The following is a 21732-nucleotide window of genomic DNA, read 5'->3' as shown; positions in this document are numbered from 1 at the left end:
GTGGCATTGGCTCCTACTAATGCGTAGCCAGACTCGAGCGTTTTGCCAAGGGCAACCCCTAGGGTTGCCCTTTCGATTTTTGACCTTTGTGCATTATGCGCAAATAGGCTGCCGCCTTGTCGCCAAGGGGTCTCCATAGTCGCGCCATTGTGTGCATCTGGCCTCCATAGCGTGCTTGATGCAGGAGACTGAGTCAGAGTCCTCAGGATGTTCGGACCTGCCTCCGCAGTGATGATGTTGTTTTCCGCAACTTGCAGTCGGCATCCGCAATTTGTAGTGGGGTCATGTGCCGAGCTAGACCGTCCGTCCACTAAGAGGCCGCCTTGATAGGCTGAGGGCGGGAAAACCCTGCTTTGACAGTATTCAAAGCGACGGACTATAGTTTCCCCATCTGGTCATACCAGTATGGCCGGTATGATTCTTCACCAGCATTCACGGGACAACAGAGCATGAAACGAATTCGCAGGAATTTGGTCGCCCTCTCCATCCTTTGCGGTTGCATCTCGCCAATTGCGGTGGAGGCAAAGCCCGCAGACGGAACGCTCGTGGCTGCGGTCGCAAGAGAAATACTCGTACTGGACAACTTCAACGCCACGTCCCGAGAGAACGAAATCCTCAGTCTCTTGATTGATGATTCTCTCTTCTACATCGATCCAGCGACGCAGCAGCCGACTCCCTTGCTGGCAAAGAGCTACCGATATCTCGAGCCGACCGTTCTGGAAGTCACCTTGCGGGAGGACGTCCAGTTCCATGACGGAAGCAAGGTGACAGCGGACGACGTGGTTTATACGTTCCAGTCCATCATCAATCCGAAAAGCACCGCGAAGAAAGGGGATCAGTTTACGCGGTGGCTTGCGAAAGTCGAGAAGGGTGAAGCGCCTGGTACGGTGGTGTTCCGCATGAAGGGTGCCAATCCCTTGGTGCTGCATTTCCTCGCAACAACAGGTCGTGTTGTCAAGAAGGGCACTTATGACAAGGCGGGGACGCCGAGCGGCCTGGATGTCGAGGCGCAGTCCCGAAAAATGGTAGGGACTGGGCCCTATAAGGTCATGTCGTTCCTGCCAGGCCGGGAGATTGTGCTGGAAAGATTTGCCGGTTATCGGAAGGACTCCCCTAAAGGCACGCCGGAAATCCCTCGCATCCGCATCAAGGTGATTCCAGACTATGCAACCCAGGTAGCCGAGGTGATTTCCGGTGGTGTTCATTGGACATACAACATTCCCACGGACATTGCCGATGAGGTGGCAAGTACGAAGCAAGCCGTCTTTGTGGCATCGCCGTCCATGCGCATCGGGTTCATCGTGATGGACGCGGCAGGGCGCACTGGAAAGGACAATCCTTTTACCAAGCTGAAGGTACGGCAGGCTCTCAACTACGCAGTGGATCGGGATGCGCTCACCAAGCAACTCATTCGCGGACGTTCAGCGCCCGCCTATACCCCATGCCTGCCGATACAATTTGGCTGCGCCCAGGATGTCACCAAGTACAACTACAACATCGAAAAGGCTAAGCAACTTCTCGCCGAGGCAGGCTATCCGAATGGCGTCCAGTTCGATCTCTGGGCATCGCGTGAGAAGGAAACGCTGGAAGCCGTCGTCGCTATGTGGCGAAGGGCTGGAATCAATGCCAATCTGCGCGTTGCAAAGTCTCCCGCTGTGGTCAAGGCGCGCGACGAAAACCAGATCTCAGCGTACTTCGAGAACAACGGCTCCTTGGGCGTCGCGGACGCCGGGGCGCTCTTGCCCAATTTGTTCGGCAAGGGTTCGCCCAGTGACTTCCATCACGACCAACGACTGTACTCGACTCTCGAACAGTTCCTATCCACCACGGATGTCCCCGCGCGTAAGGCGCTCGGGCGGGAGGCGGTGAGCCGCATTCAGGACCAGGCGTACTGGGTGCCTCTCTTTGAATTTACCCAGAACTTCGTTCTGGCGCCGGATCTGAACTTCCCTCAGGCCGCCGATGGCATGCCACGTCTCTATCTGGCCAAGTGGAAGGCTGCGAAGTGAACGAACTAGGAAAACGACATCGTGATTAGATTCGTCACCCAGAAGATCCTATTGGCAATCGCCGTGGCCCTGACGGCGTCCATTGTCACCTTTGCGCTGCTCAACTTTGCCGTGGACCCGGCGGCGGCCATTGTGGGGGATACCGATGATCCGGCCCTGATCGCGCAAGTTCGCTCAGACCTCGGGTTGGACAGACCGGCGTCGGAGCGGTATGTGACATGGGTGGGCGGGCTGCTGAAAGGTGACCTGGGCGTCAGCTACGTGATGAAGCAGCCGGTCATGGAAATCATCCTAGAGCATGCACCGGTCACCATCCGGCTGGCGCTGAGCGGAATGCTGGTCACCCTCCTGATTGGCCTGCCTCTCGGAATCGCTGCTGCGCTGCGGCCAGGCAGCTGGATTGACCGCACCGCGCTTTCAGTCGCAGCCGCGATCCAGGCCGCCCCAAATTTCTGGGTAGGACTGCTGTTCATCCTGTTCTTTGCCGTTCACCTCGGATTGCTTCCGGTATCCGGCGACGACTCGTGGCAGAGCTACATCATGCCGGCGGTGATTCTCGGTAAAGGTGCGGTGCCGAATGTCATGCGGCTGACCAGGTCGGGGCTGATGGAAGTGCTTTCGGCCGACTTTATCCGGACCGCAAGAGCAAAAGGGTTCTTCGGCTGGAGCCTCCTGCGTCGCCACGCATTGCGTAATGCGATCCTGCCGGTAGTGAGCGTGCTGGCCATCGAACTCGGAAACAAGCTGGGCGGGTCGGTCGTTACCGAGGTCGTTTTCGCCATGAATGGATTGGGCCGGTTGGCGCTGAACTCGGTGCTCACCGGCGACATCCCCACATTACAGATGCTGGTGCTTGTCTTTGCGGTGATGTTCGTGCTGATGACCTTTCTCTCAGACGTCCTCAACGCCTGGCTTGACCCACGAATTAGGCTCGCATGAGATGACCGAAATCTCTCTGACTACGGCAGCGAAGGCTCCAGCGAATCCAGAGAATCGCGAGAGCCTGCCAACACGAATCTTTCATAACCGAAGCGTGCGCATCGGTGGTGGCGTTGTACTTGCCTACATCATGGTTGCGCTTTTCGGGCCGCTCGTCTGGACGACGGACCCCTATGCGCAGGACCTGATGATGCGCCTACGCCCGCCGGCGTGGGATGCCAGGGGCGCGCTCCAACATCCGCTCGGCACGGACCAGTTGGGTAGGGACGTTCTGGCACGTCTTCTCGAGGGGGCGAGGGTGTCGCTCACCATTGGCTTCTGCGCGGCATCCATCGGCGCCGTGATCGGCATCACGTTGGGTTCGATTGCCGGATACTTCGGTCGCCTGGTTGATCACGCCGTCATGTTTGGGCTGACATGCAAGCTTGCGCTACCCAGCTTGCTGCTGGCAATGACCCTGATTTATTTCATCCAGCCGTCGCTTACGACTGTCGTTTGTGTCATCGGGCTGATGCACTGGACGCTCTACTTGGTCGTAACACGTAGCGCAGCGCAGCGGATTCGGGAACTGGACTATGTCAAGGCGTCGAAGCTGGCCGGCGCCAGCGCGCGCCAGATCATCGTCTGGGACATCTTGCCTAACCTGGCTGGCTCGCTGCTGGTCGTATTTACCGCGGAGGTGGCGGTTTCAATCCTGGCCGAAGCATCACTCTCGTTCCTCGGCGTCGGTGTGCCCTCGCCCATCCCTTCCTGGGGGCTGATGATTTCGGAAGGCAAGGCTGTGATGTTCCTTAACCCATGGATTGTCTTGCTGCCAGGCGTATCTCTCTTCCTTCTCGTGATAGGCGTGAACCTGCTCGGCGACGGCTTGCGCGATGTTATCCAGCCACAGACTCGGGATTGAACACCATGCTCCTTGAAGTAAAGAACCTCAGCATCAAGCTGCCGCTTGAGAACGGTCTCACACTGCATGCTGTTCGTAACGTTAACTTCAAAATCGACAAGGGAGAATGCCTCGGGGTAGTCGGTGAGTCAGGTTCCGGCAAGTCCCTCACCGCACTTTCGATCCCGCGACTGCTGCCACGGCGCGCACAGTGCTCGGCCGACACGCTGCGCGTCAATGGCCTCGACCTGACCAGCATGTCCGAGTGCGACCTGGCGAGCATGGTGCGAGGGACTCAAGTGGGTTACATCTTCCAGGAGCCAATGACAGCGTTGAACCCCGTCTATAGCATCGGCCGGCAGTTGACGGAGACAATGCGGTGCCATCAGGCGGTGACCAGCGACCAGGCCCACAGGCGCGCGATCGAGCTTCTGGAAAGGGTCGGCATTGCCTCGCCGGCTAAGCGCATGACGTCGTTTCCGCACGAGTTCTCCGGGGGGCAGCGCCAGCGCATCATGATCGCCATGGCGCTGATGAATCGCCCGCAGCTGCTCATTGCCGACGAGCCCACCACGGCGCTTGATGTCACGGTCCAGAAGCAGATTCTGGACTTGCTGGATGACCTGCGCCGGGAGCTCGGCATGGGATTGCTGCTGATCTCCCATAATTTGGGGGCGGTCGCATCCGTCGCCGACAATGTCGCGGTCATGTACGCCGGAGAGATTGTAGAGTCCGCACCGACAAGCACACTCTTCGGCGCTTCGCGGCATCCCTATACGCAGGGCCTGCTGCAATCGATTCCGGACTTGGGGAAGCATGAGGCTGGCACCCTGCTTCCTACGCTGCCCGGCACCGTCCAGTCTTTCTATTCGCAGCCAGGGAGCTGTGTTTTCGAGCGGCGGTGCAAGTACGCGTTTGCCAGATGCGCCCTCGAAGCGCCAAAGTTCCGCGCCTACGACGAGAAGCATGCTGGCGCCTGTCATCTTGTCATTGCGCCGCAGCCGGAAGTGGTTGAAACACCCAAGGCTATGCTTAGACGGCCCGCGGGAGATGCCCTGCTGGAGGCGAAAGGCGTCTCCATGACGTACTCGGTCCGCGGTGGCCTGTTCAAGCCGCGTCTTCCGCTCAAGGCGGTGGTTGACGTGTCCTTGCGTCTCAAGAAGGGCCGGACACTGGCCATCGTGGGAGAGTCGGGATGCGGCAAGTCCACGCTTGCTCGAATGCTTCTTGGATTGGAACAGCCGGTTTCAGGCGAGGTGTTTCTCGATGGACGTGATATTGGAGCGTATGAACCGGCGCAGCGGGCGGCGCTTGTGCAGACCGTATTTCAGGACCCGTACTCATCGCTCAATCCGAGTCGCAGGGTGAGCGAGATTGTAAGACGGCCGCTTGACCTGTCTGCGGCGATGCCCGCAGCGCAGCGTGACGCGCATGTGGCCAGCTTGCTCGAGAAAGTCGGTCTGCCAACACGGCTACACCATGCTTCACCCGGTCAGCTTTCCGGCGGCCAGCGCCAACGCGTGGCAATCGCACGTGCCCTCGCAACCAACCCGGCTCTGATTGTCTGCGACGAGCCGACATCGGCCCTGGATGTCTCGGTTCAAGCGCAGATCCTGAACCTTTTGCTGCAACTCCGAAAAGAGTTTTTGCTGACGCTGGTGTTCATCAGCCATGATCTCGCTGTTGTGGGTCACATGGCAGACGAGATTGCGGTGATGTACCTGGGCGAGGTCGTCGAATACGGTCTCGCTGAGCAGATCCTGAGGAATCCGGTCCACCCGTATACCAAAGCGCTGCTCGCAAGCACGCCGACCCTGGAGCGACGGAAACAGGATGAATCGAATCGGATCTTGCCGGGCGTCGCGAACCCAATGCAAAGGCCGCAAGGCTGCTGCTTCTCCTCCCGGTGCCCATACCGGTCGGACGTTTGCAGTGAACGACCGGTGTTGAGCGAGTATGACGGCGGGCGTTCCGTCCGGTGCCATGTTGCGAACTCGCTGGTGGAGACCGGTGCCACGGCGAAGAGGGAGATCGGTTCACGCAATGGCATGAAGACGGAGCCCATGGCCATGCGAGCATGAGAGTTCTTCGCCAGCCGCGGGTCGCTGCTTATTACCTGGTTCATACCTGGGCGCAGATTGGGACATGGGTCCAACAGGTGGTCGTGGGATGGTTCGCTTGGGAGCAGACCCATTCGGAAGTGCTGCTCGGCTTTCTGGTCTTCGTTCAGTTCGCGCCGTCGTTCGTCATATCCCCGCTCGCGGGAATACTGGCCGATCGGGGCAAGGTGATGCAGGTTGTCGTCATTTCTGACGCGATCTGTGGTCTGACGTCCCTGGGCATGGCAGCGCTTGCTTTCACTGGAAACCTGACGACCCTTGGGTTGATTGGGTGCGCGCTGCTCGTGGGGATATGCGGGAGCTTTTCGCAACCAGCCCGCCAGGTACTGCTCACCAGGCTCGTGAAGAAGGGCGAAATCGCCAGTGCTGTATCGGTGAACTCCGTGTCGATGAATATCGCGCGATCGGTTGGCCCGCTTGGCGCGGCATATTTGATAACGAACGATCTCTCCTATTTTGCGTTTGCGTTGAGTGGCGTCGCCGCACTTGCGGATGCCATGTTTGTGCGAGCGTTCTTCCGCAAGGGCGCGGGGACGGTGCCGATGGCGCCGTTGCGGCGGGAATCTCTCATCGTTACGCTGAAGGGCGCGTTCACCGTGGTCCTTGACGACCCGTCCATGCGTTTGGTTTTCCTGGTCTACCTCGCCTACGCGATGCTCGGTCGTCCCGTTATCGACATGCTGCCAGCAATCGTCGACAGTATTCTGCGACAGGATGCAAGGGTGCTCGGCAATATCAACGCATTGTTCGGCGTTCTTGCTATTGCGGCGGGCCTCTTGCTATCACTTGTCAGTCATGCTCCGGCGTTGCTGAAGGTTCTGGTGGCTTCGCTTGTCTTCCTTGCCTCTGGCACGGCAATGCTTTCGCTGTCGTCCTCGGAGCTGGGCGGTTATTTCGCCATCGGCATTTTTGCCCTCGGCCAGGCGGCTGTGAACATCTGCTCAAGTGCCTTCGCTCAGATGCAGGCCGTTGAGACGCACAAGGGAAGGGTGGTCGCGCTCCATGTCATGACGTTCCGAGCCGGCGCTGCCGTGGGCGGCTTGCTCGTCGGATATGTGGCCGGGCTGATGGGCCTGGCGAACGTCATGATAGCCATTTCAGCCTGCCTTTGCGTCGTGTTCGCATGTGCCATTGGGAGTGCCACGCGATTCCGCGGTTGATGTTCTTCCACTGGTCGGGTTCAGGTCAGTGCCTCTGCATGCAAGCTTGCTTATCGCGTATCGCGAATCCGGAGACAGTATGGAAATCGAATTGAAGGCGGGTCCCTTTTCATTTCTGGCAAGGCTTGAGCAGGACATCTCGCCAGCAGCATGTGGCTGGCTGATGGAAAGGCTGCCGGCTCATTGGGAGTTCCTGCAGGGGCGCTGGAGCGGCCATGCCGTTTTTGCCAGGCTGAACGGAACCGCAAGGCATATCGGCCAGGGTGGCATATCACGGCCAGAAGCAGGCCAGATTCTGCTTTGCGCAGGGGATGATCGTGAAGGCGGAGAGCTTTTGATTCCTTACGGGCCCACGCGCTTTGCCTGCCCCAGCGGCGAACTGTTTGGCCACCACGTGCTTACGGTGACGACGGGGCAAGAGCGGCTTGCCGATCTCGGCACACTCATTCATGAGCGAGGAAGCCTTTCCATTTCGTACCGGCGCTGTTCTACGCCCTGGCGCTAGCGCCGTCAGGTATCGCTGCATGCCAGCTCTGAGCGGGGTGCGGCAGATTCAACCAGTCTGTATTGCAGACTTTCCACGGAGGCAGATGATGGCAGGCGGCAGCAATGACAGAACCATGATTCGACAGCGTTCGGAACCTTCGGAAGCGTTTCTTCGCAGTGAACGGGCGTACGTGGACTTGGCGGACGAGCGTTTGGGCGCGACAGTCGTAGCGGCGTCTGACGAGTGGTATGCGCCGGCATCGCGCATGCTTAACCCGAAAGCGGCGAACTACTACTACCATGATGACGAAGGAATGCGCTGGGTAGACGGGTGGGAGACTTCTCGTCGACGCAAGGCAGGCAATGAATGGTGTGTCATCAAACTTGGCCGGCCAGGCCAGATCACTGCGGTAGGCTTCGACACCAGCTTCTATACCGGCAACTATCCGCTGGCCGCGTCGGTGCAAGCCTGCGCCGTTTCGGCGGATGAGGATATCGCTGATGCCGAATGGACCGAGCTAGTGCCCGCTACCGAGCTTGCAGGCGACAGCCAGCAACTGGTTCCCATCAACGCGAACCGGCTCTTCACGCATGTTCGGCTGAACATTTTTCCGGACGGCGGGATGGCTCGCTTTCGTGTCTTCGGACTGGTCCAGTTGCCGCAGTCGTTCAGCTCCGCTGGCCAGCGCGATCTGGCGGCACTGGAGAACGGCGCCCGCATTGTCGGCTGCAGCGATACGCACTTCGGCGCAGTACGGGCCATGATTGCCCCCGGTCCCTCAGTGGAGTGGGGCAAGGGCTGGGAAACCAGGCGTCTCAGGAAACCGGGTCATGACTGGGCTGTGATTGCGTTGGCAGCGCCGGGGACTCTGGAGCGCGTCCTGGTCGATACGACCTACTACACGGGCAACTTTCCAGCCGCCTTTTCGTTGCAAGGCGCATGCCTTGAGCATGCTGCCGATGAAGTTGTCCTGAACCAGGCGATGTACTGGCCGGAACTGGTGGGGCGCAGCGATCTGAAGGGTGGATGCCAGAACACCGTCGAGCTCGGCGCGGCGCATCGGGATACGCTCGTCACCCATGTCCGACTGAATATCTACCCCGACGGCGGCGTGACAAGACTCCGGCTCCTGGGTGCGCCTAGACTGAAGGCGCGCTAACCGCTGCCATTTCGGAACCCCGCTTCGCCAGGCCTGGCGAAGCGGGCACCCCTAGTCATGCTTGCCGCGGAGGAGGGTGGCCGGCCATCGTCCCATCCTTTATGAGGACTTCATCTTCCCAGGGCAGGCTGTACTGCCCCGCGACCAGGTCTTGCATATACGTATGCGGGCAGTCGTTCGCGCCGCCACGAACCGCTCCCGTTCTCCGTCTGATTCAGCCCGCCCAGTCCGTTCATCAATCTCTCCTCTGCAGTTGTAAGTGGCTTGACTCTGTCAGCCCGTGTGGGTATCGTATCATACTGGTATGACCAGTATGATAACAACGACGGAGGAGACGTGAGACGTGGACTAATAGGCGGCGCCCTCTCGGCATTGGCCGCGAGCGCCGCAGCACAGGGCAGCGTGACACTCTACGGCGTAGCCGACGCCGCGGTTGACTACGTAAGTGCCAAGGGCGCGGCCGCAGGCTCGGCGGCTGACAAGCCGGGGCTCACCCGGCTGAGTTCGCAAGGATCGTACTGGGGTATCCGTGGTTCGGAAGACCTGGGCGGTGGTCTGGATGCCATCTTCCAGCTGGAAGGCAACTTTTCGATTGATTCTGGCGCGTCCAGCACGCCCTTCTTTAATCGGGATACGTTCGTAGGATTGCGGCATCGACCGGTGGGGGCTCTCACACTGGGTGTGAACACCACCAGCGTTCGTGCGCTGGGCAACGCCCTTGATCTTACGCCGGGTGCCAATACAGGCATCGGCGCGTTGCAGTCATTGGTCTCGAGCATGAACGGAATTTCAACCGACCACGACTCACGGCTGCAAAACTCCGTGCGCTACCGATCCGCCTCCTTCTATGGGGTCGAGATAGGCGCGCAGTATGGCTTTGGAGAGGCACGCGCCGAGGGAACTGGCCGTAACGACTACGTCATTGGTGCTGGGCTTGCTTACTCAATCGGTCCCCTCTACGTCGCTTACGCATACGAAGACCGGCACGACAAGAACAGGACCGGGCTGGCACAGGCCAATGGCCACGACAAAAAGCATCGCGTCGGCGTGAAGTACCAGATGACTGAGCAGTGGCTCATCGGCGCGCTGTATGACCGGTCGGCCAGCGATGGCCAGTTCTCCAATGGTGATGGCCGCCTGCGCCGGGATGCCTGGGCTCTTGTTACCGAGTATGACTGGGGTGTCCACGAAATCTATGCCATGTATGCACGTGCAAGCGACATCAGTTGCCAGGGGTCCACTGCAGGCAATGGAGTCAATTGTGGTTCGAGTGGCCAGACAGGAGCACAGCTGTGGACCTTCGGCTACAACTACAACCTGAGCAAGCGAACAATGATTCGCACAACGATTTCGAAGATCTTCAATCAGGCGGCGGCCAAGTACGACTTTTCCAACGGCCGTACCGGAGCGGCCGCTGGTGCCGACCCATTCGGCGTTTCGGTTGGACTGCGCCATCGCTTCTAACCCTCAAGCACCGCGCCCTGGTGCTTCCCCTCATCTGCTAAGGAGTTCGAAAAATGACGAAGCGACAAATTCAGCCCCCCGGTGTATTCGCTCACCATCGTGCGGCCGTAACAACCCACTATGCGGTGATGCCGCCCGAGGGCATTCTGGAAAGCCGCATTCCTGGCATCGAAAAAACCACCATCAGCGTCCAGGCTACGCCTGGGCTGGGTGCGAAGTTTGCTCAGTTACTGCTGCAAATCCAGGGTGGCGGTGGAATGACGGCTTTGCGTAACGACGGTATGCAGGCCTTCTTTTACGTTGTCTCCGGCAATGTGTCCCTGGAACTGGAAGGCAAGACGCACGAACTGAAAGCGGGCAGCTTTGCCTATGCACCTGCAGGAACTGGCGTGCGCGTGTACAACCCCGGCGCGGACGAAGCGCGCGTCGTATGGATTAAAAAACCCTACGAGCGCCTTGACGGTGTGGAAGCACCGGCTGCCCTGGTCTCACACGAGCAAGATGTCGAGAAGGTGAACAAGCACACCAAGGGTCGCACTTGGCAGCATCTATTGCCCGATGAGAATCCTGCGTTCGACTTTGCCATCAACATCCTGAGTTTCGAGCCTGGCAACTACTTTCCCATGGTGGAAACGCATGTCATGGAACATGGTCTCTATATGCTCGAAGGGCAGGGGATGTACCTGCTGCAGAACGACTGGCACGAGTGCTGGGCCGAGGACTTCATCTACATGGCACCATTCTGTCCGCAGTTCTTCTATGCGACGGGTTGGTCCAAGGCGACGTATCTGCTTTATAAGAACGTGAATCGCGATTTCACCTTCTAACACATACCGCGGCCGTTGGGCGGGTAACGTCCCGCCTACGGCACGCGGTTGTGCATCAAGGCAGCTGATGGACGTGATCAGGCAGTTCTACCTGGACCCGCTTTGCGCTGCGCAGGACGTGGTTTCGCATGGCCATTTGGGCCAGGCTCGGATTGCGCGTTGCCAGGGCTTCCACGATTTCCCTGTGTTCCTTGACCCGGCTGCTAAGGAACGCCGTGTCGGAGAGACGCGGGGCGCCCATTTCTTCCTCCGAGAAGATCGGGGCGAGCAGTGCGCGAATCAGTCGATTGCCGCAGCAAGCTGCTATTAGCGAGTGAAATTCAAAATCCAGCTGATTCAAATGAGTGACGTCGTGATTCTTTACCGTTATCTCCATTTGCCCCAGCAGCTTTCGTAGCGTTGCAATATCGTCATCTGTGATATGGATGGCTGCCAGCGCGGCGGCCCAACCCTCCATCAAGAGACGTGCTTCGTAAAGCTCGCTCGGCGTATGGTCGATTTGATGAACTTCGGAATTTCTCCCGACCGCAGCTTGCTGCTCGAGCGATGCAACAAACACGCCTCTGCCGGGCTCTACACGCACCAATCCCATCCCCTCCAAGGACGAGATCGCCTCGCGCAATGAAGAGCGGCTTACGCCGAGCAGCTCCGCTAACTCGCGCTGAGACGGGATCTGGCTGTCCGCCGCCCATTCGCCGCTGTAGATCAATGTCTGCATTCGCTCCAAGGCGTGCTGGGTGACTGGCGTGCGCAATGCGACAGGTGGCCGCCGTCCAGTTGGTGCAGGTGAAGTCAGCGGTGCTTTGGATGCCAAGGCAGCGGAAGTCGCTTTCATAGTCTGTGCAGATGACACTTCATACTGGTCTGATAATTTTCACATTAAACACTTGACCCTGCATTCTTGCAAGCCTACAGTTACGACTGGTCATACCAGTATGGCCGCGAAGACAGCGCGCCACGTTATAAGCATAAAGGAGACCTATGCGCATCACTCTTAACCTAGAACCATTGACCAAGGTGGCCTTTGCGCCCTTCGGAGATGTCATTGAGGCCTCGGCCGGCGCTTTCCACCATATCAACGAAGGGATGGTCGAACGCTACCACGACCTCGCTGTTGTCGATGCACTGGCTCTTGGAGGGAAGGCCGGCATAAGCATCATGCGTGCGAGACCGTATGTGTTGCCATTGGAAGTGGTGTTCCTCGAGCGTCACCCCTTGTCGAGCCAAGCTTTCATTCCCATGAAGCCGACCAGCTTTATCGTAGTGGTCGCTCCCCGCGGTGCCTCGGTGGAGGCAGGCGACATCCGCGCCTTCATCGCCAAGCCCGGACAGGGAATCAACTACGCCCCGGGCGTATGGCATCACGTGCTGCTGCCAACCGAAGCGTGTGACTTCGTTGTGGTTGACCGGATCGGCTCCGGTCCAAACTGCGACAAGTTTGTGCTTTCAGAGGACGTGCGACCCGTCATTCCCGCGTTCGGGCAGGGAATGGATCATGCAATCTTCGATTGCAGCGCCGCAGAGAAGTAAGGAACAGCAGCGAAGACCGTCGGAATCAACGACGGCTTCAAGGCGGATGGTGGAGATAAATTGTGTTTAAGCAACTAAAGAAGTTACATATCCAGGTTCTCTTGGGATTTGCAGTTGGCGCGCTTATTGGCATCGTGTACCCATCCTTCGGGGTACAACTGCTACCGCTGGCAGAAGGCTTCATCAAGCTCATCAAGATGATGCTTGCGCCCATTGTGTTCTGTTTTGTCGTAACCGGGATTCTGCACGCAGGGGATCTAAAGACCGCGGGACGTGTAGCGCTCAAGACAATTATCTATTTTGAAATTGTCACAACAATTGCGCTACTGATTGGGGTTTTCATCACGTACGTTTTGAAACCTGGCGTGGGTATGAATATCGACGTGTCCACTTTGGATCCGAAGTCGATACAAACCTTCGTTGAGAATGCCTCTCACGTTTCGGACGTAAAGAGCTTTCTGCTGAACATCATTCCCTCCACTTTCCTTTCGGCTTTTGCGAAGGGCGACATTCTGCAGGTGCTTTTGATTGCAGTCCTGTTCGGCTGCGCGCTTCAGGTCGCCGGTGAAAAAGGAAGGATGGTTGGTCAACTGATGGACAGCCTCTCCGAAGTCCTTTTTCGTGTCGTTGGCTTCATTGTTCGTCTGTCGCCGCTTGGCGTTGCAGGGGCGATGGCATTCACGGTAGGAAAATTCGGCTTCACGACGATTCAACAGCTCGGTCAGCTAGTCCTGACGTACTATGCAGCGTGCGCACTCTTCCTCTTCCTGGTCTTGGGCCTGGTGATGCGCCTTTCCGGCCTCAGCTTGTTCAAGTTCATCGCATACCTGAAGAGCGAAGTGCTCATTGCCCTGGGCTCCAGTTCGTCCGATGCTGTGATGCCGCTTGTGATGGCAAAGCTTCGCCACCTCGGCGTGAAGGAAACGACGGTTGGACTCGTTATTCCAACGGGATATTCGTTTAACCTCGACGGTTTTTCGATTTGGCTGACGTGCGCCGTTATTTTCATCGCGCAGGCGACCAACACGCCGTTGGAAGGCGGCACCCTGGCTCTGATTCTTCTTGTTTCCCTGTTGACGTCCAAGGGCGCGCATGGAATCCCAGGGTCAGCGACCGTCGTGCTCGCAGCAACGTTGACTGCCATCCCTGCAATCCCCGTACTGGGCGTGGCGCTGATCTTGTCGGTGGACAAGCTAATGGGCTTCTTCCGGGTGGCACTTAACCTGATCGGCAACTGCGTAGGGGCAGTAGCCATTGCTGCATGGGAAGGCCACCTCGACCTTTCGAAAGCACGCAAGGTCTTGGAAGGGGATGACGCATTCGTAAGCGAGAACAACGAAGAGATGCCAGTCTTAAGGAACATCTCCTGAAGGAAGGAAACGGTGGGAAATGTTAGCGGCATGTACTTGTGCTGATCCCACTTCCTATCCTTGCCAGGGGTAAGGTAAGGAAGGCAAGTAAGGCGGCGCAGGCGCCGTTTTGCACGAGCAGCATGATTTAAGGCGGCATATGACGCGATTCTTCTGCGGTGTCTCCGCAACTTGATAGCCGTTCCTCGGGACGGCTTTTTTTCACGCGAGCCGATCGCTTGATTGTTCGCCGCATCATATTTAATAAAAATATCTGACGTAATGCGAAATCACGACCGCGTGAAGCAGACATAAAGGAGTAGCGATTTTGAAGAACCTTAGTTCCCTGCGTGCCACCTCCCTCTGGTGCTTGCGAAAGGTTGCCGTCGCTGTGGCCGCCGCAATAGTTTCGCTTCCTTCGTTTGCATATCCAACAAAGGCAATCACCGTCATCGTGCCGCAGGCCCCCGGAGGGGCAAACGATGCGGTGGCGAGGCTGGTTCTGCAAAATCTCTCGGAGCGGATCGGACAGTCGATCATTGTTGACAACCGGCCTGGCGCGGGTGGCAACATCGGCATCCAGGCAGCTGCGAAAAGCCCCAAAGACGGGTATACGCTGCTCTTGACGGTGGGAAGTTCGCTCACCATCAATCCGGCCATCTACAAAAATATTCCATTCGACCCCAACAAAGACTTCGAACCGATTGCGCTTGTTGCCACAGCGCCTTATGTCTTGGTGGTGAACCCATCGTTGCCGGTATCGTCCGTCAAGGACCTAATTACGATGGCGAAGCAAAAGCCCTCCCAGCTCGATTATGCGTCTGGGGGGAATGGCACACCCAACCACCTGTTCGCGGAGATGTTTAACCTCAAGGCGGGGGTCAAACTGAACCACGTCCCCTACAAGGGCGCGGCGGCGGCCGCCACCGACGTAGTTAGTGGCCGCGTCCCTGTAACGTTCGGGAGTTTGCCTGGCGTGATGCAATTTGTTAAGGCCGGGAAGCTGAAAGCCTTGGCGGTCGCAACGGAGAAGCGATCACCGCTCTTGCCAAACGTGCCGGCAATTGGCGAGACAGTGCCCGGTTATGCTGCAACGTCCTGGTATGCCCTGTTTGCACCTGCAGGAACCCCGAAGGAGGTGGTCGCAAAGCTGCAGGTGGAAACAAACAATGTGCTGAGGTCGAAAGAGGTCCAGGAAAAGCTTGCGTTGCAAGGTGCTGAAGCGGCAGGAGGTACGCCAGAACAGCTTGCTGAGCTGGTCAACCGAGAGCTGGTTCAATGGGCGAAGGTCGTCAAGCAATCGGGGGCATCCTTGGATTGATAGAGTCAAAGTCGGGCTTGGCCTAAGTTGACCGCCGGCCTGTGCCCCTATATCCCCCTCACCTCCCGTGGAGGCGCGAAAGTCGGCAACGCCGGCACTCGCGCGCGTGTTTGGCCCCCCAAATTCGTCTCGCACAAGCGCCGGTCAGGAGTGCCTGGGACAGGTAGCCGCCACAGTAGTAGACGGATCTCCTCTCCTTAGATTGCCAAGCGAGAAAGTCGACCACCTTCCGACAATACCCTGGGTAGAAAACCGGCAGTTTGTATGGAATCCACTGGTTGACAATGGTGTGCACCCGGCTATCGAAGCGGGGAATGCGCTGTCTGATCTCCCGCCGGATAAGGGTGTCGAGCGAATCGGAGTGGCCGAGGCGCTGCGCTTCCTCGGCCGCCTCGGGTGTCAGCTGACAGTAGAGTTGCGCGCGCGAACGTCCCGCTTGGGGGGCTGCCGGCAACTGTTGCCGGGTCGCAATGCGAGTCGTTGACTGGCGGCCCGAGAACTCCAGCTCGCCGGGAATATCGCCATCCAGCGCGTAGTGGACGACCCCCAGCTTGTTATATCGCACTGCATCGAGAATTGAGCGCTCCGAGTCCAGTGGCTCGGCAACACGAATCTCGTGGCCCTGGCCCTTGTAGCGCATCCAGGGCATGCGATGTTCAGTCATTGATTGCGACGAGGCAGCGCTGGAAACCAGCTGCCGGAGGTCCGCGATGAGCCCATAGGCAATGGCATTGGCCGCATCGGCGTCAAACTGCGCCGTACCAAGCAGCACGCGGCGGGTGGCTTCGAATGAGACCGGCGCCCGCAGAAAGCCCAAAGCGGAGCCCACGCCCGCGCCCACCGGGACGATCACGTGGTGCAGGCCGAGTTTGGCGGCGAGGCGGGCGCCATGGAGCGGGGCCATGCCGCCAATAGCGATGAGCGTCCGGCCATCGAGGCCCTTGCCGACCTCCACGGCGTGCTCGCGTACCGCGCTGGCCATGTTGTAGAAAAGCCCGAGCCGCTCGTGCCACGTTGCCTGCGGCTGACGGTCCGCGAGCGCCTGGCGGCAGACGGCAAGGTTCTGCTTCCGCTGGATGAGGAGGGCATGCGGGAACTGTTGCCGACGCTTGATGATGACTGCGTTGGTCGCCAAGGTCGTGCCGTGCACGAGCGTTTTGACGTCAGCCGGTTGAAGGCCCGCTGCTGCCAGTATTTGGCGGGTACCTTCCACCACCGCAACTTCTGGTGCGTGGGGGTTGTCAGTACCTTCACGAAATGGTGACGCACGGCACCATCGTGAAGAACTTCGATTGCGAAATCGGTGAACGTACCGCCAATGTCGATACCGAGCCTTGCCATTTTCTGAAATACTCCTCGCCCTGACGTACGGAGGTTTTCTCTCGATGGCGACGGGAGATATAGCCTGGGCGTACCGTTACTGGATCAATACGATGCATGGCTGCACATTGTATGAACCGGGGTTTTGCCGCGGGGTATTGAATCGGCGGAAAACTGAGGAATGCGGAACTAACGTTGCCGGGCGTGTCGTATCCGGCATGCCTGCTGCGACCAGCAGGCCGAAGACCATGGCGTCATGATCTAAGCGTGGCCGCAGGGCGCCTCTATGTACGGGGGCTTGCATGAGTGCGGAGCCGCCGGCCGGCCCGGGCCGTTGCCCTGCAAGCCTGCCAACACCGGTTTATGATCGGGCTCTTTCGTTGTCCGGCAGCTTCCCCACAATGCGGAAGCGCCCGAACCAGGAGCCCGTGTGCCCGATCTGTCCGCTTTTCCCATCACCCGCAAATGGCCGGCACGGCATCCCGACCGCATCCAGCTCTATTCGCTGCCCACGCCCAACGGCGTCAAGGTGTCGATCATGCTGGAAGAGGCCGGCCTGCCGTACGAGCCGCACCTGGTGCGCTTCGATACCGAGGATCAGCTGTCGCCGGAATTCCTGTCGCTGAACCCGAACAACAAGATCCCGGCCATCCTCGACCCCCACGGCCCGGGCGACAAGCCGCTGGCGCTGTTCGAGTCGGGCGCGATCCTGCTGTACCTGGCCGACAAGTCCGGCAAGTTGATCCCCGCCGATCCGGCGCGCCGCTACGAGACCATCCAGTGGGTGATGTTCCAGATGGGCGGCATCGGCCCGATGTTCGGCCAGCTGGGCTTCTTCCACAAGTTTGCCGGCAAGGACTACGAGGACAAGCGCCCGCGCGACCGCTACGTGGCGGAGAGCCGGCGCCTGCTCCAGGTGCTGGAGCAGCGCCTGGAAGGCCGCGCCTGGATCATGGGCGACGCGTACACCATCGCCGACATCGCCACCTTGCCGTGGGTGCGCAACCTGGTCGGCTTCTACGAGGCGGGCGACCTGGTCGGCTTCAAGGACTTCGTCAATGTGCGGCGCGTGCTGGATGCGTTCGTGCAACGAGCGGCGGTGGTGAAGGGACTGGATACGCCGCATCGGGGCTGAGCGCGCCGGGGCAGGGCCGCCCCCGGGGTCGGGCATCGTCCTGCATGGTGGCTTCCGCGGCGCCTACAGAGCGCCGGTCGCGCTACGTCCTATAGTCCAGGCACAGGCGCGCGGCCTTGCGTGGCCTGAGGAGCCCGGACCATGCCGATGCCCACCCCCTTGCGCCTGTTGCGCACCGCCATGCTGGCGGGCGCCGTGCCCGTGATCGCCACGCTCGCCGCCTGCGGCGAATCCGCCAAGCTGCCGTCCGAGGCCGGCTTCGGACCCACGCCGCAGCTGCCGCCGCCGCACGAGACCGCCATTCCCACCGTCAAGATCGCTCCGGCCATCGGCTGGGCCTCGGGCCAGCGTCCGATGCCGGCCGAAGGCATGGCGGTGACGGCCTTTGCCGACCAGCTGGACCATCCGCGCTGGGTCTATGTGCTGCCCAACGGCGACGTGCTGGTGGCCGAGAGCAATGCCCCGCCCAAGCCTGACGACGGCAAGGGCATCAAGGGCTGGATCATGAAGATGGTGATGAAGCGCGCCGGCGCCGGCACGCCCAGCGCCAACCGCATCACGCTGCTGCGCGACAGCAACGGCGACGGCGTCGCCGACCAGCGCTCGGTGTTCCTGAAGGATGTGAATTCGCCCTTCGGCATGGCGCTGGTCGGCAATGACTTCTACGTGGCGGCCACCGACGCGCTGCTGCGCTTCCCCTACCAGCCCGGCCAGACCGAAATCAGCGCCGCGCCGCAGAAGGTGGTCGACCTGCCCGGCGGACCGCTCAACCATCACTGGACCAAGAGCCTGATCGCCAGCCGCGATGGCAGCAAGCTGTATGTGACGGTGGGCTCGAACAGCAACGTGGGCGAGAACGGCATGGACAAGGAAGTCGGCCGCGCCGCGATCTGGGAGGTCGACCGCAGCACCGGCACGCACCGCATCTTCGCCAGCGGCCTGCGCAATCCCAACGGCATGGCGTGGGAGCCGGTCACCGGCATGCTGTGGACCGCCGTCAACGAGCGCGACGAGATCGGCAGCGACCTGGTGCCGGACTACATCACCTCGGTGCGCGACGGCGGCTTCTACGGCTGGCCCTACAGCTACTACGGCCAGCACGTGGACCAGCGCGTGAAGCCGCCGGCACCGGACCTGGTGGCCAGGGCGATCGTGCCCGACTACGCCGTGGGCGCGCACACCGCCGCGCTCGGCCTGGCCGCGGCCAGCGGCAACAGCCTGCCGGCGCGCTTCAGCGAAGGCATGTTCGTCGGCCTGCATGGTTCGTGGAACCGGCGCCCGCTGGCGGGCTACAAGGTGATCTTCGTGCCGTTCAGCCAGGGCCGGCCGCAGGGCGCGCCGTTCGACGTGCTGACCGGGTTTGTCGACGACGACGGCAAGGCGCGCGGGCGCCCGGTGGGCGTGGCGATCGACCAGCGCGGTGGCCTGCTGGTGGCCGACGATGTCGGCAATACCGTCTGGCGGGTCAGCGGCGCCAGATAGTCGGGCCGCGGCGCGGCACGCCGGCGCGGCTAGAATGGCGCGATCCCGCGCTGCCTGCCGGCGCCGACTTCGCTGCCGCCCATGTCGCTCACCGTCTTTGCCGTCGTCCTGCTTGCCGCCTTCCTGCATGCCGCGTGGAATGCCGTGGTCAAGGGCGGCGGCGACAAGCTGCTGTCCACCGTGATGGTGGCGGTCACGGCTGGCCTGATGGCCGCGCTGGCGCTGCCGGCGCTGCCGCAGCCGGCGGCCGCCAGCTGGCCCTTTATCGCCGCGTCGGTGGGCGTGCACGTGGTGTACTTCGCGCTGGTGGCGCGGATCTACCGCAGCGCCGACATGAGCCTGACCTACCCGCTGATGCGCGGCTGCGCGCCCTTGCTGGTGGCGCTGGCCAGCGTGGGCTGGCTGGGCGAGCACCTGTCGTCGCTGGCATGGACCGGCATTGCCGTGATCAGCCTGGGCATCCTGGCCATGGCGGGCGGTGCGCGTGGCGCCCGTGGCGGGCGCGGCAGCCGCGAGGGCGTGTGGCTGGCCCTGCTGAATGCGCTGGTGATCGCCGCCTATACGCTGATCGATGGCACCGGCGTGCGCCGCTCCGGCGCGCCGGTAGCCTATGCCTTCTGGATCTTCGTGCTTACCGCGGTGCCGCTGGCGGCGTGGGCACTGGCGACGCGCCGGCGGCAACTGGCCGGCTACGTGCGCCGCAACCTGGTGTTCGCGCTGGTGGGCGGGGGCGGCACGCTGGCGTCCTACGGGCTGTCGCTGTGGGCAATGACGCGCGCGCCGGTGGCGCCGGTGGCCGCCTTGCGCGAATCTTCGATCCTGTTCGGCGCGCTGATCTCCGCGCTGCTGCTCAAGGAGCACGTCGGCGCCGCGCGCCTCGGCGCGGCCTGCCTGATCGCCGCCGGCGTGGCCACGCTGCGCTTCACCTGAACGGGTGAAGCCCGGTTCCGGGTGCTCGCCCGAGCGCCTGGCCGCTGGTTGAGCGCGGCGCTGTCTATACTTGGCTTGACCGGGTTCTCAGGACGCATCAGTGCTGCGTCCGCACACCAACATCACCAACACACGCCCGCCCGTCTGGACATCGTCGCCGAGGAGTAGGCATGGACCACACCGCAGATTCGTTTCGCGCCTTTGAGCTGGCTGGCTGGGAAGACCCGGAAGTCGTCAGCCGGTACCAGGAGCACCTGTCGCACGTTACCCGGCAATCGGTCGAGGCCCTGCTGGACGCCGCGCATGTCGCCAGCGGGCAGCGCGTGCTCGATGTCGCGTCCGGCTCCGGCTACGTCGCGGCCGGGGCGGTGGAGCGCGGCGCCGAGTCGGTCGGCATCGATTTCGCGCAGGCGCAGGTGCAACTGGCGCGCAAGCTGCATCCCGAGGTCCAGTATCAGCAGGCCGACGCGCAGGCGCTGCCGTTCGACGATGCCAGCTTCGACGCCGTGGTCAACGGCTTTGGCCTGTGCCATATGTCCGACCCGGACGCGGCGCTGGCCGAGGCCTTCCGCGTCCTGCGCCCGGGCGGGCGCATCGCCTTCACGGTATGGGATACGCCCGAGCGCGCGGTCGGCTTCGGCGCGGTCTATGCCGCGATCCGCGCCTATGGCTCGATGGACGTCGATATCCCGGTCGGGCCGAACTTCTTTTTGTTCAGCGATCCTGGCCACTGCCGCAGCGCGTTGCAGCAGGCCGGCTTTGTCATGCCGACCTGCCGCAGCGTGCCGCAGGTCTGGCGCTTCTCCACGCCCGACCAGCTGTTCGACGCGCTTGCCCAGGGCACCGTGCGGGCAGCCGCCACGCTGCGCGCGCAGACCCCCAAGGCGCGCGACGAAATCCGCGCCGTGCTGCGCGGCACCGTTGCCGGGTACATGCGCGGCAGCGGCTTCGAGGTGCCGATGCCGGCGGTGCTGGCGGCGGCGGTCAAGCCCTGAGCCGGCACGGGATTGTCGGGTCTCCACCGACACCGGCGCCGCTAGCGTCGGCCAGACCCCACCACTCTACACCGGGAAAGTGCAGCAATCCCCGCTGTAGCCGGCATTAGTCCGGTGGCACGGTCGTTGCGGAATGGACCGCGAGCGCGGCGCCGCGGCTCGTTGTGCCACCTGCCAGCAATGGCTTCCCGGAGAGTCCCGATGAATACCCGATCCCCATGCCAGAACGGGCAGGCCGCGTCGCGCCCGTCCGCCATCCGACACCGTTCGCGCCAGGCCATGGTGCTGCTGCGTGTGCTGGGCTTATGCCTCAACAGCGTCGCCTGCGCGCAGTCCGAGGCGCCACAGGCCGCCACGGCGCCCGCCGTGCAGGCGGTGACGCCGGAGCGCAAGTTTGCGCCCGGCTACCTGGAGGCCGTTGCCACCGGCTATGACAATGGCCTGGCGTGGCAGGAGCCGGAAGGCATCGCCCCGTTGCGGCCGCCGCGCGAGGCGCGCGGTGTGCTGGCGGCGCAGACCGGCGCGGTGCCGGTCGCCATGCCGGCGGGAGTCCGGCCGCAGCCGGTGCGCTGAAGCTGGACCGGGGGCCGTCAGCGATCAGGAAGTGGTGTGGGATATTGGT

19 protein-coding genes are annotated in these 21732 nt (G+C 61.2%); 17 read left to right on the top strand and 2 right to left on the bottom strand.

Annotated elements, in window-relative coordinates:
- Positions 1 to 449: 449 nt before the first annotated feature.
- The 9 genes from CBM2588_RS18010 (at position 450) to allE (ending at position 11048) form a co-directional block, all read left to right on the top strand.
- Complete coding sequence (locus tag CBM2588_RS18010) at positions 450 to 2009, top strand: ABC transporter substrate-binding protein (protein ID WP_115681792.1); 1560 nt, start codon at positions 450 to 452, stop codon at positions 2007 to 2009.
- Between the two features lie 21 nt (positions 2010 to 2030).
- Positions 2031 to 2948, top strand: coding sequence for an ABC transporter permease (locus CBM2588_RS18005; RefSeq protein WP_115681791.1), 918 nt, complete (start codon positions 2031 to 2033; stop codon positions 2946 to 2948).
- 1 nt (position 2949) lies between these two features.
- Positions 2950 to 3852: an ABC transporter permease gene (locus CBM2588_RS18000; RefSeq protein WP_115681790.1), complete on the top strand. Its 903-nt coding sequence runs from the start codon at positions 2950 to 2952 to the stop codon at positions 3850 to 3852.
- A gap of 5 nt (positions 3853 to 3857) precedes the next feature.
- Positions 3858 to 5912 (top strand): dipeptide ABC transporter ATP-binding protein, encoded by a 2055-nt coding sequence (locus CBM2588_RS17995; RefSeq protein WP_115681789.1) that lies wholly within the window; start codon positions 3858 to 3860, stop codon positions 5910 to 5912.
- The gene (locus CBM2588_RS17990) at positions 5909 to 7111 is read left to right on the top strand and encodes an MFS transporter (RefSeq protein ID WP_115681788.1); all 1203 of its coding nucleotides are present in this window, start codon (positions 5909 to 5911) and stop codon (positions 7109 to 7111) included. Before CBM2588_RS17995 ends, CBM2588_RS17990 begins: the two co-directional genes overlap by 4 nt.
- 79 nt (positions 7112 to 7190) lie before the next feature.
- Positions 7191 to 7616, top strand: coding sequence for a DUF3830 family protein (locus tag CBM2588_RS17985; protein ID WP_115681787.1), 426 nt, complete (start codon positions 7191 to 7193; stop codon positions 7614 to 7616).
- A 115-nt stretch (positions 7617 to 7731) separates the two neighbouring features.
- Positions 7732 to 8757 (top strand): allantoicase, encoded by a 1026-nt coding sequence (gene alc / locus CBM2588_RS17980; RefSeq protein ID WP_115683644.1) that lies wholly within the window; start codon positions 7732 to 7734, stop codon positions 8755 to 8757.
- A gap of 282 nt (positions 8758 to 9039) precedes the next feature.
- The gene (locus CBM2588_RS17975) at positions 9040 to 10221 is read left to right on the top strand and encodes a porin (RefSeq protein ID WP_306437249.1); all 1182 of its coding nucleotides are present in this window, start codon (positions 9040 to 9042) and stop codon (positions 10219 to 10221) included.
- A gap of 53 nt (positions 10222 to 10274) precedes the next feature.
- Positions 10275 to 11048, top strand: coding sequence for a (S)-ureidoglycine aminohydrolase (gene allE / locus CBM2588_RS17970; protein ID WP_115681785.1), 774 nt, complete (start codon positions 10275 to 10277; stop codon positions 11046 to 11048).
- A 55-nt stretch (positions 11049 to 11103) separates the two neighbouring features.
- Here allE and CBM2588_RS17965 read toward each other — a convergent pair whose 3' ends face one another.
- Positions 11104 to 11766, bottom strand: a complete 663-nt coding sequence (locus tag CBM2588_RS17965) for a FadR/GntR family transcriptional regulator (RefSeq protein ID WP_063239423.1) — start codon at positions 11764 to 11766, stop codon at positions 11104 to 11106.
- 263 nt (positions 11767 to 12029) lie between these two features.
- Between CBM2588_RS17965 and CBM2588_RS17960 the strand changes: the two genes are divergently transcribed.
- The 3 genes from CBM2588_RS17960 (at position 12030) to CBM2588_RS17950 (ending at position 15248) form a co-directional block, all read left to right on the top strand.
- Positions 12030 to 12578 carry an ureidoglycolate lyase gene (locus tag CBM2588_RS17960; protein WP_115681783.1) on the top strand — a complete coding sequence of 183 codons (549 nt, stop codon included), beginning with the start codon at positions 12030 to 12032 and terminating at the stop codon, positions 12576 to 12578.
- Between the two features lie 62 nt (positions 12579 to 12640).
- Positions 12641 to 13948, top strand: a complete 1308-nt coding sequence (gene dctA / locus CBM2588_RS17955; protein WP_115681782.1) for a C4-dicarboxylate transporter DctA — start codon at positions 12641 to 12643, stop codon at positions 13946 to 13948.
- Positions 13949 to 14255: 307 nt separating this feature from the next.
- On the top strand, positions 14256 to 15248 hold the full coding sequence (locus tag CBM2588_RS17950; protein ID WP_231942191.1) for a tripartite tricarboxylate transporter substrate binding protein: 993 nt from the start codon (positions 14256 to 14258) through the stop codon (positions 15246 to 15248).
- Positions 15249 to 15306: 58 nt separating this feature from the next.
- Here CBM2588_RS17950 and CBM2588_RS17945 read toward each other — a convergent pair whose 3' ends face one another.
- Entirely contained in the window at positions 15307 to 16461 is a 1155-nt protein-coding gene (locus tag CBM2588_RS17945; protein WP_172583627.1) for a hydantoinase/oxoprolinase family protein, read from the bottom strand.
- Positions 16462 to 16998: 537 nt separating this feature from the next.
- Between CBM2588_RS17945 and CBM2588_RS17935 the strand changes: the two genes are divergently transcribed.
- From CBM2588_RS17935 to CBM2588_RS17915, 5 genes are all read left to right on the top strand, one after another.
- On the top strand, positions 16999 to 17703 hold the full coding sequence (locus CBM2588_RS17935) for a glutathione S-transferase N-terminal domain-containing protein (protein ID WP_115681780.1): 705 nt from the start codon (positions 16999 to 17001) through the stop codon (positions 17701 to 17703).
- A gap of 141 nt (positions 17704 to 17844) precedes the next feature.
- Complete coding sequence (locus tag CBM2588_RS17930; RefSeq protein WP_115681779.1) at positions 17845 to 19185, top strand: PQQ-dependent sugar dehydrogenase; 1341 nt, start codon at positions 17845 to 17847, stop codon at positions 19183 to 19185.
- 81 nt (positions 19186 to 19266) lie between these two features.
- Positions 19267 to 20115 carry an EamA family transporter gene (locus tag CBM2588_RS17925; RefSeq protein WP_115681778.1) on the top strand — a complete coding sequence of 283 codons (849 nt, stop codon included), beginning with the start codon at positions 19267 to 19269 and terminating at the stop codon, positions 20113 to 20115.
- 170 nt (positions 20116 to 20285) lie between these two features.
- Positions 20286 to 21110 carry a class I SAM-dependent methyltransferase gene (locus tag CBM2588_RS17920; protein WP_115681777.1) on the top strand — a complete coding sequence of 275 codons (825 nt, stop codon included), beginning with the start codon at positions 20286 to 20288 and terminating at the stop codon, positions 21108 to 21110.
- A 201-nt stretch (positions 21111 to 21311) separates the two neighbouring features.
- Positions 21312 to 21683, top strand: a complete 372-nt coding sequence (locus CBM2588_RS17915; RefSeq protein ID WP_115681776.1) for a hypothetical protein — start codon at positions 21312 to 21314, stop codon at positions 21681 to 21683.
- Positions 21684 to 21732: the final 49 nt, after the last annotated feature.

This window comes from Cupriavidus taiwanensis (assembly GCF_900250075.1).
GTDB lineage: Bacteria > Pseudomonadota > Gammaproteobacteria > Burkholderiales > Burkholderiaceae > Cupriavidus > Cupriavidus taiwanensis_C.
The sequence above is the reverse complement of the archived record's forward strand: the minus strand, read 5'-3'. Positions and strand labels throughout refer to the sequence as shown.

What these genes read in the sequence shown, in the direction of transcription:
- CBM2588_RS18010 (WP_115681792.1), top strand. Translation starts at nt 450, where the DNA reads ATGAAACGAATTCGCAGGAATTTGGTCGCCCTCTCCATCCTTTGCGGT.
- CBM2588_RS18000 (WP_115681790.1), top strand. Translation starts at nt 2,950, where the DNA reads ATGACCGAAATCTCTCTGACTACGGCAGCGAAGGCTCCAGCGAATCCA.
- CBM2588_RS17995 (WP_115681789.1), top strand. Translation starts at nt 3,858, where the DNA reads ATGCTCCTTGAAGTAAAGAACCTCAGCATCAAGCTGCCGCTTGAGAAC.
- CBM2588_RS17990 (WP_115681788.1), top strand. Translation starts at nt 5,909, where the DNA reads ATGAGAGTTCTTCGCCAGCCGCGGGTCGCTGCTTATTACCTGGTTCAT.
- CBM2588_RS17985 (WP_115681787.1), top strand. Translation starts at nt 7,191, where the DNA reads ATGGAAATCGAATTGAAGGCGGGTCCCTTTTCATTTCTGGCAAGGCTT.
- alc (WP_115683644.1), top strand. Translation starts at nt 7,732, where the DNA reads ATGATTCGACAGCGTTCGGAACCTTCGGAAGCGTTTCTTCGCAGTGAA.
- allE (WP_115681785.1), top strand. Translation starts at nt 10,275, where the DNA reads ATGACGAAGCGACAAATTCAGCCCCCCGGTGTATTCGCTCACCATCGT.
- CBM2588_RS17965 (WP_063239423.1), bottom strand. Translation starts at nt 11,766, where the DNA reads ATGCAGACATTGATCTACAGCGGCGAATGGGCGGCGGACAGCCAGATC.
- CBM2588_RS17960 (WP_115681783.1), top strand. Translation starts at nt 12,030, where the DNA reads ATGCGCATCACTCTTAACCTAGAACCATTGACCAAGGTGGCCTTTGCG.
- CBM2588_RS17930 (WP_115681779.1), top strand. Translation starts at nt 17,845, where the DNA reads ATGCCGATGCCCACCCCCTTGCGCCTGTTGCGCACCGCCATGCTGGCG.
- CBM2588_RS17925 (WP_115681778.1), top strand. Translation starts at nt 19,267, where the DNA reads ATGTCGCTCACCGTCTTTGCCGTCGTCCTGCTTGCCGCCTTCCTGCAT.
- CBM2588_RS17920 (WP_115681777.1), top strand. Translation starts at nt 20,286, where the DNA reads ATGGACCACACCGCAGATTCGTTTCGCGCCTTTGAGCTGGCTGGCTGG.
- CBM2588_RS17915 (WP_115681776.1), top strand. Translation starts at nt 21,312, where the DNA reads ATGAATACCCGATCCCCATGCCAGAACGGGCAGGCCGCGTCGCGCCCG.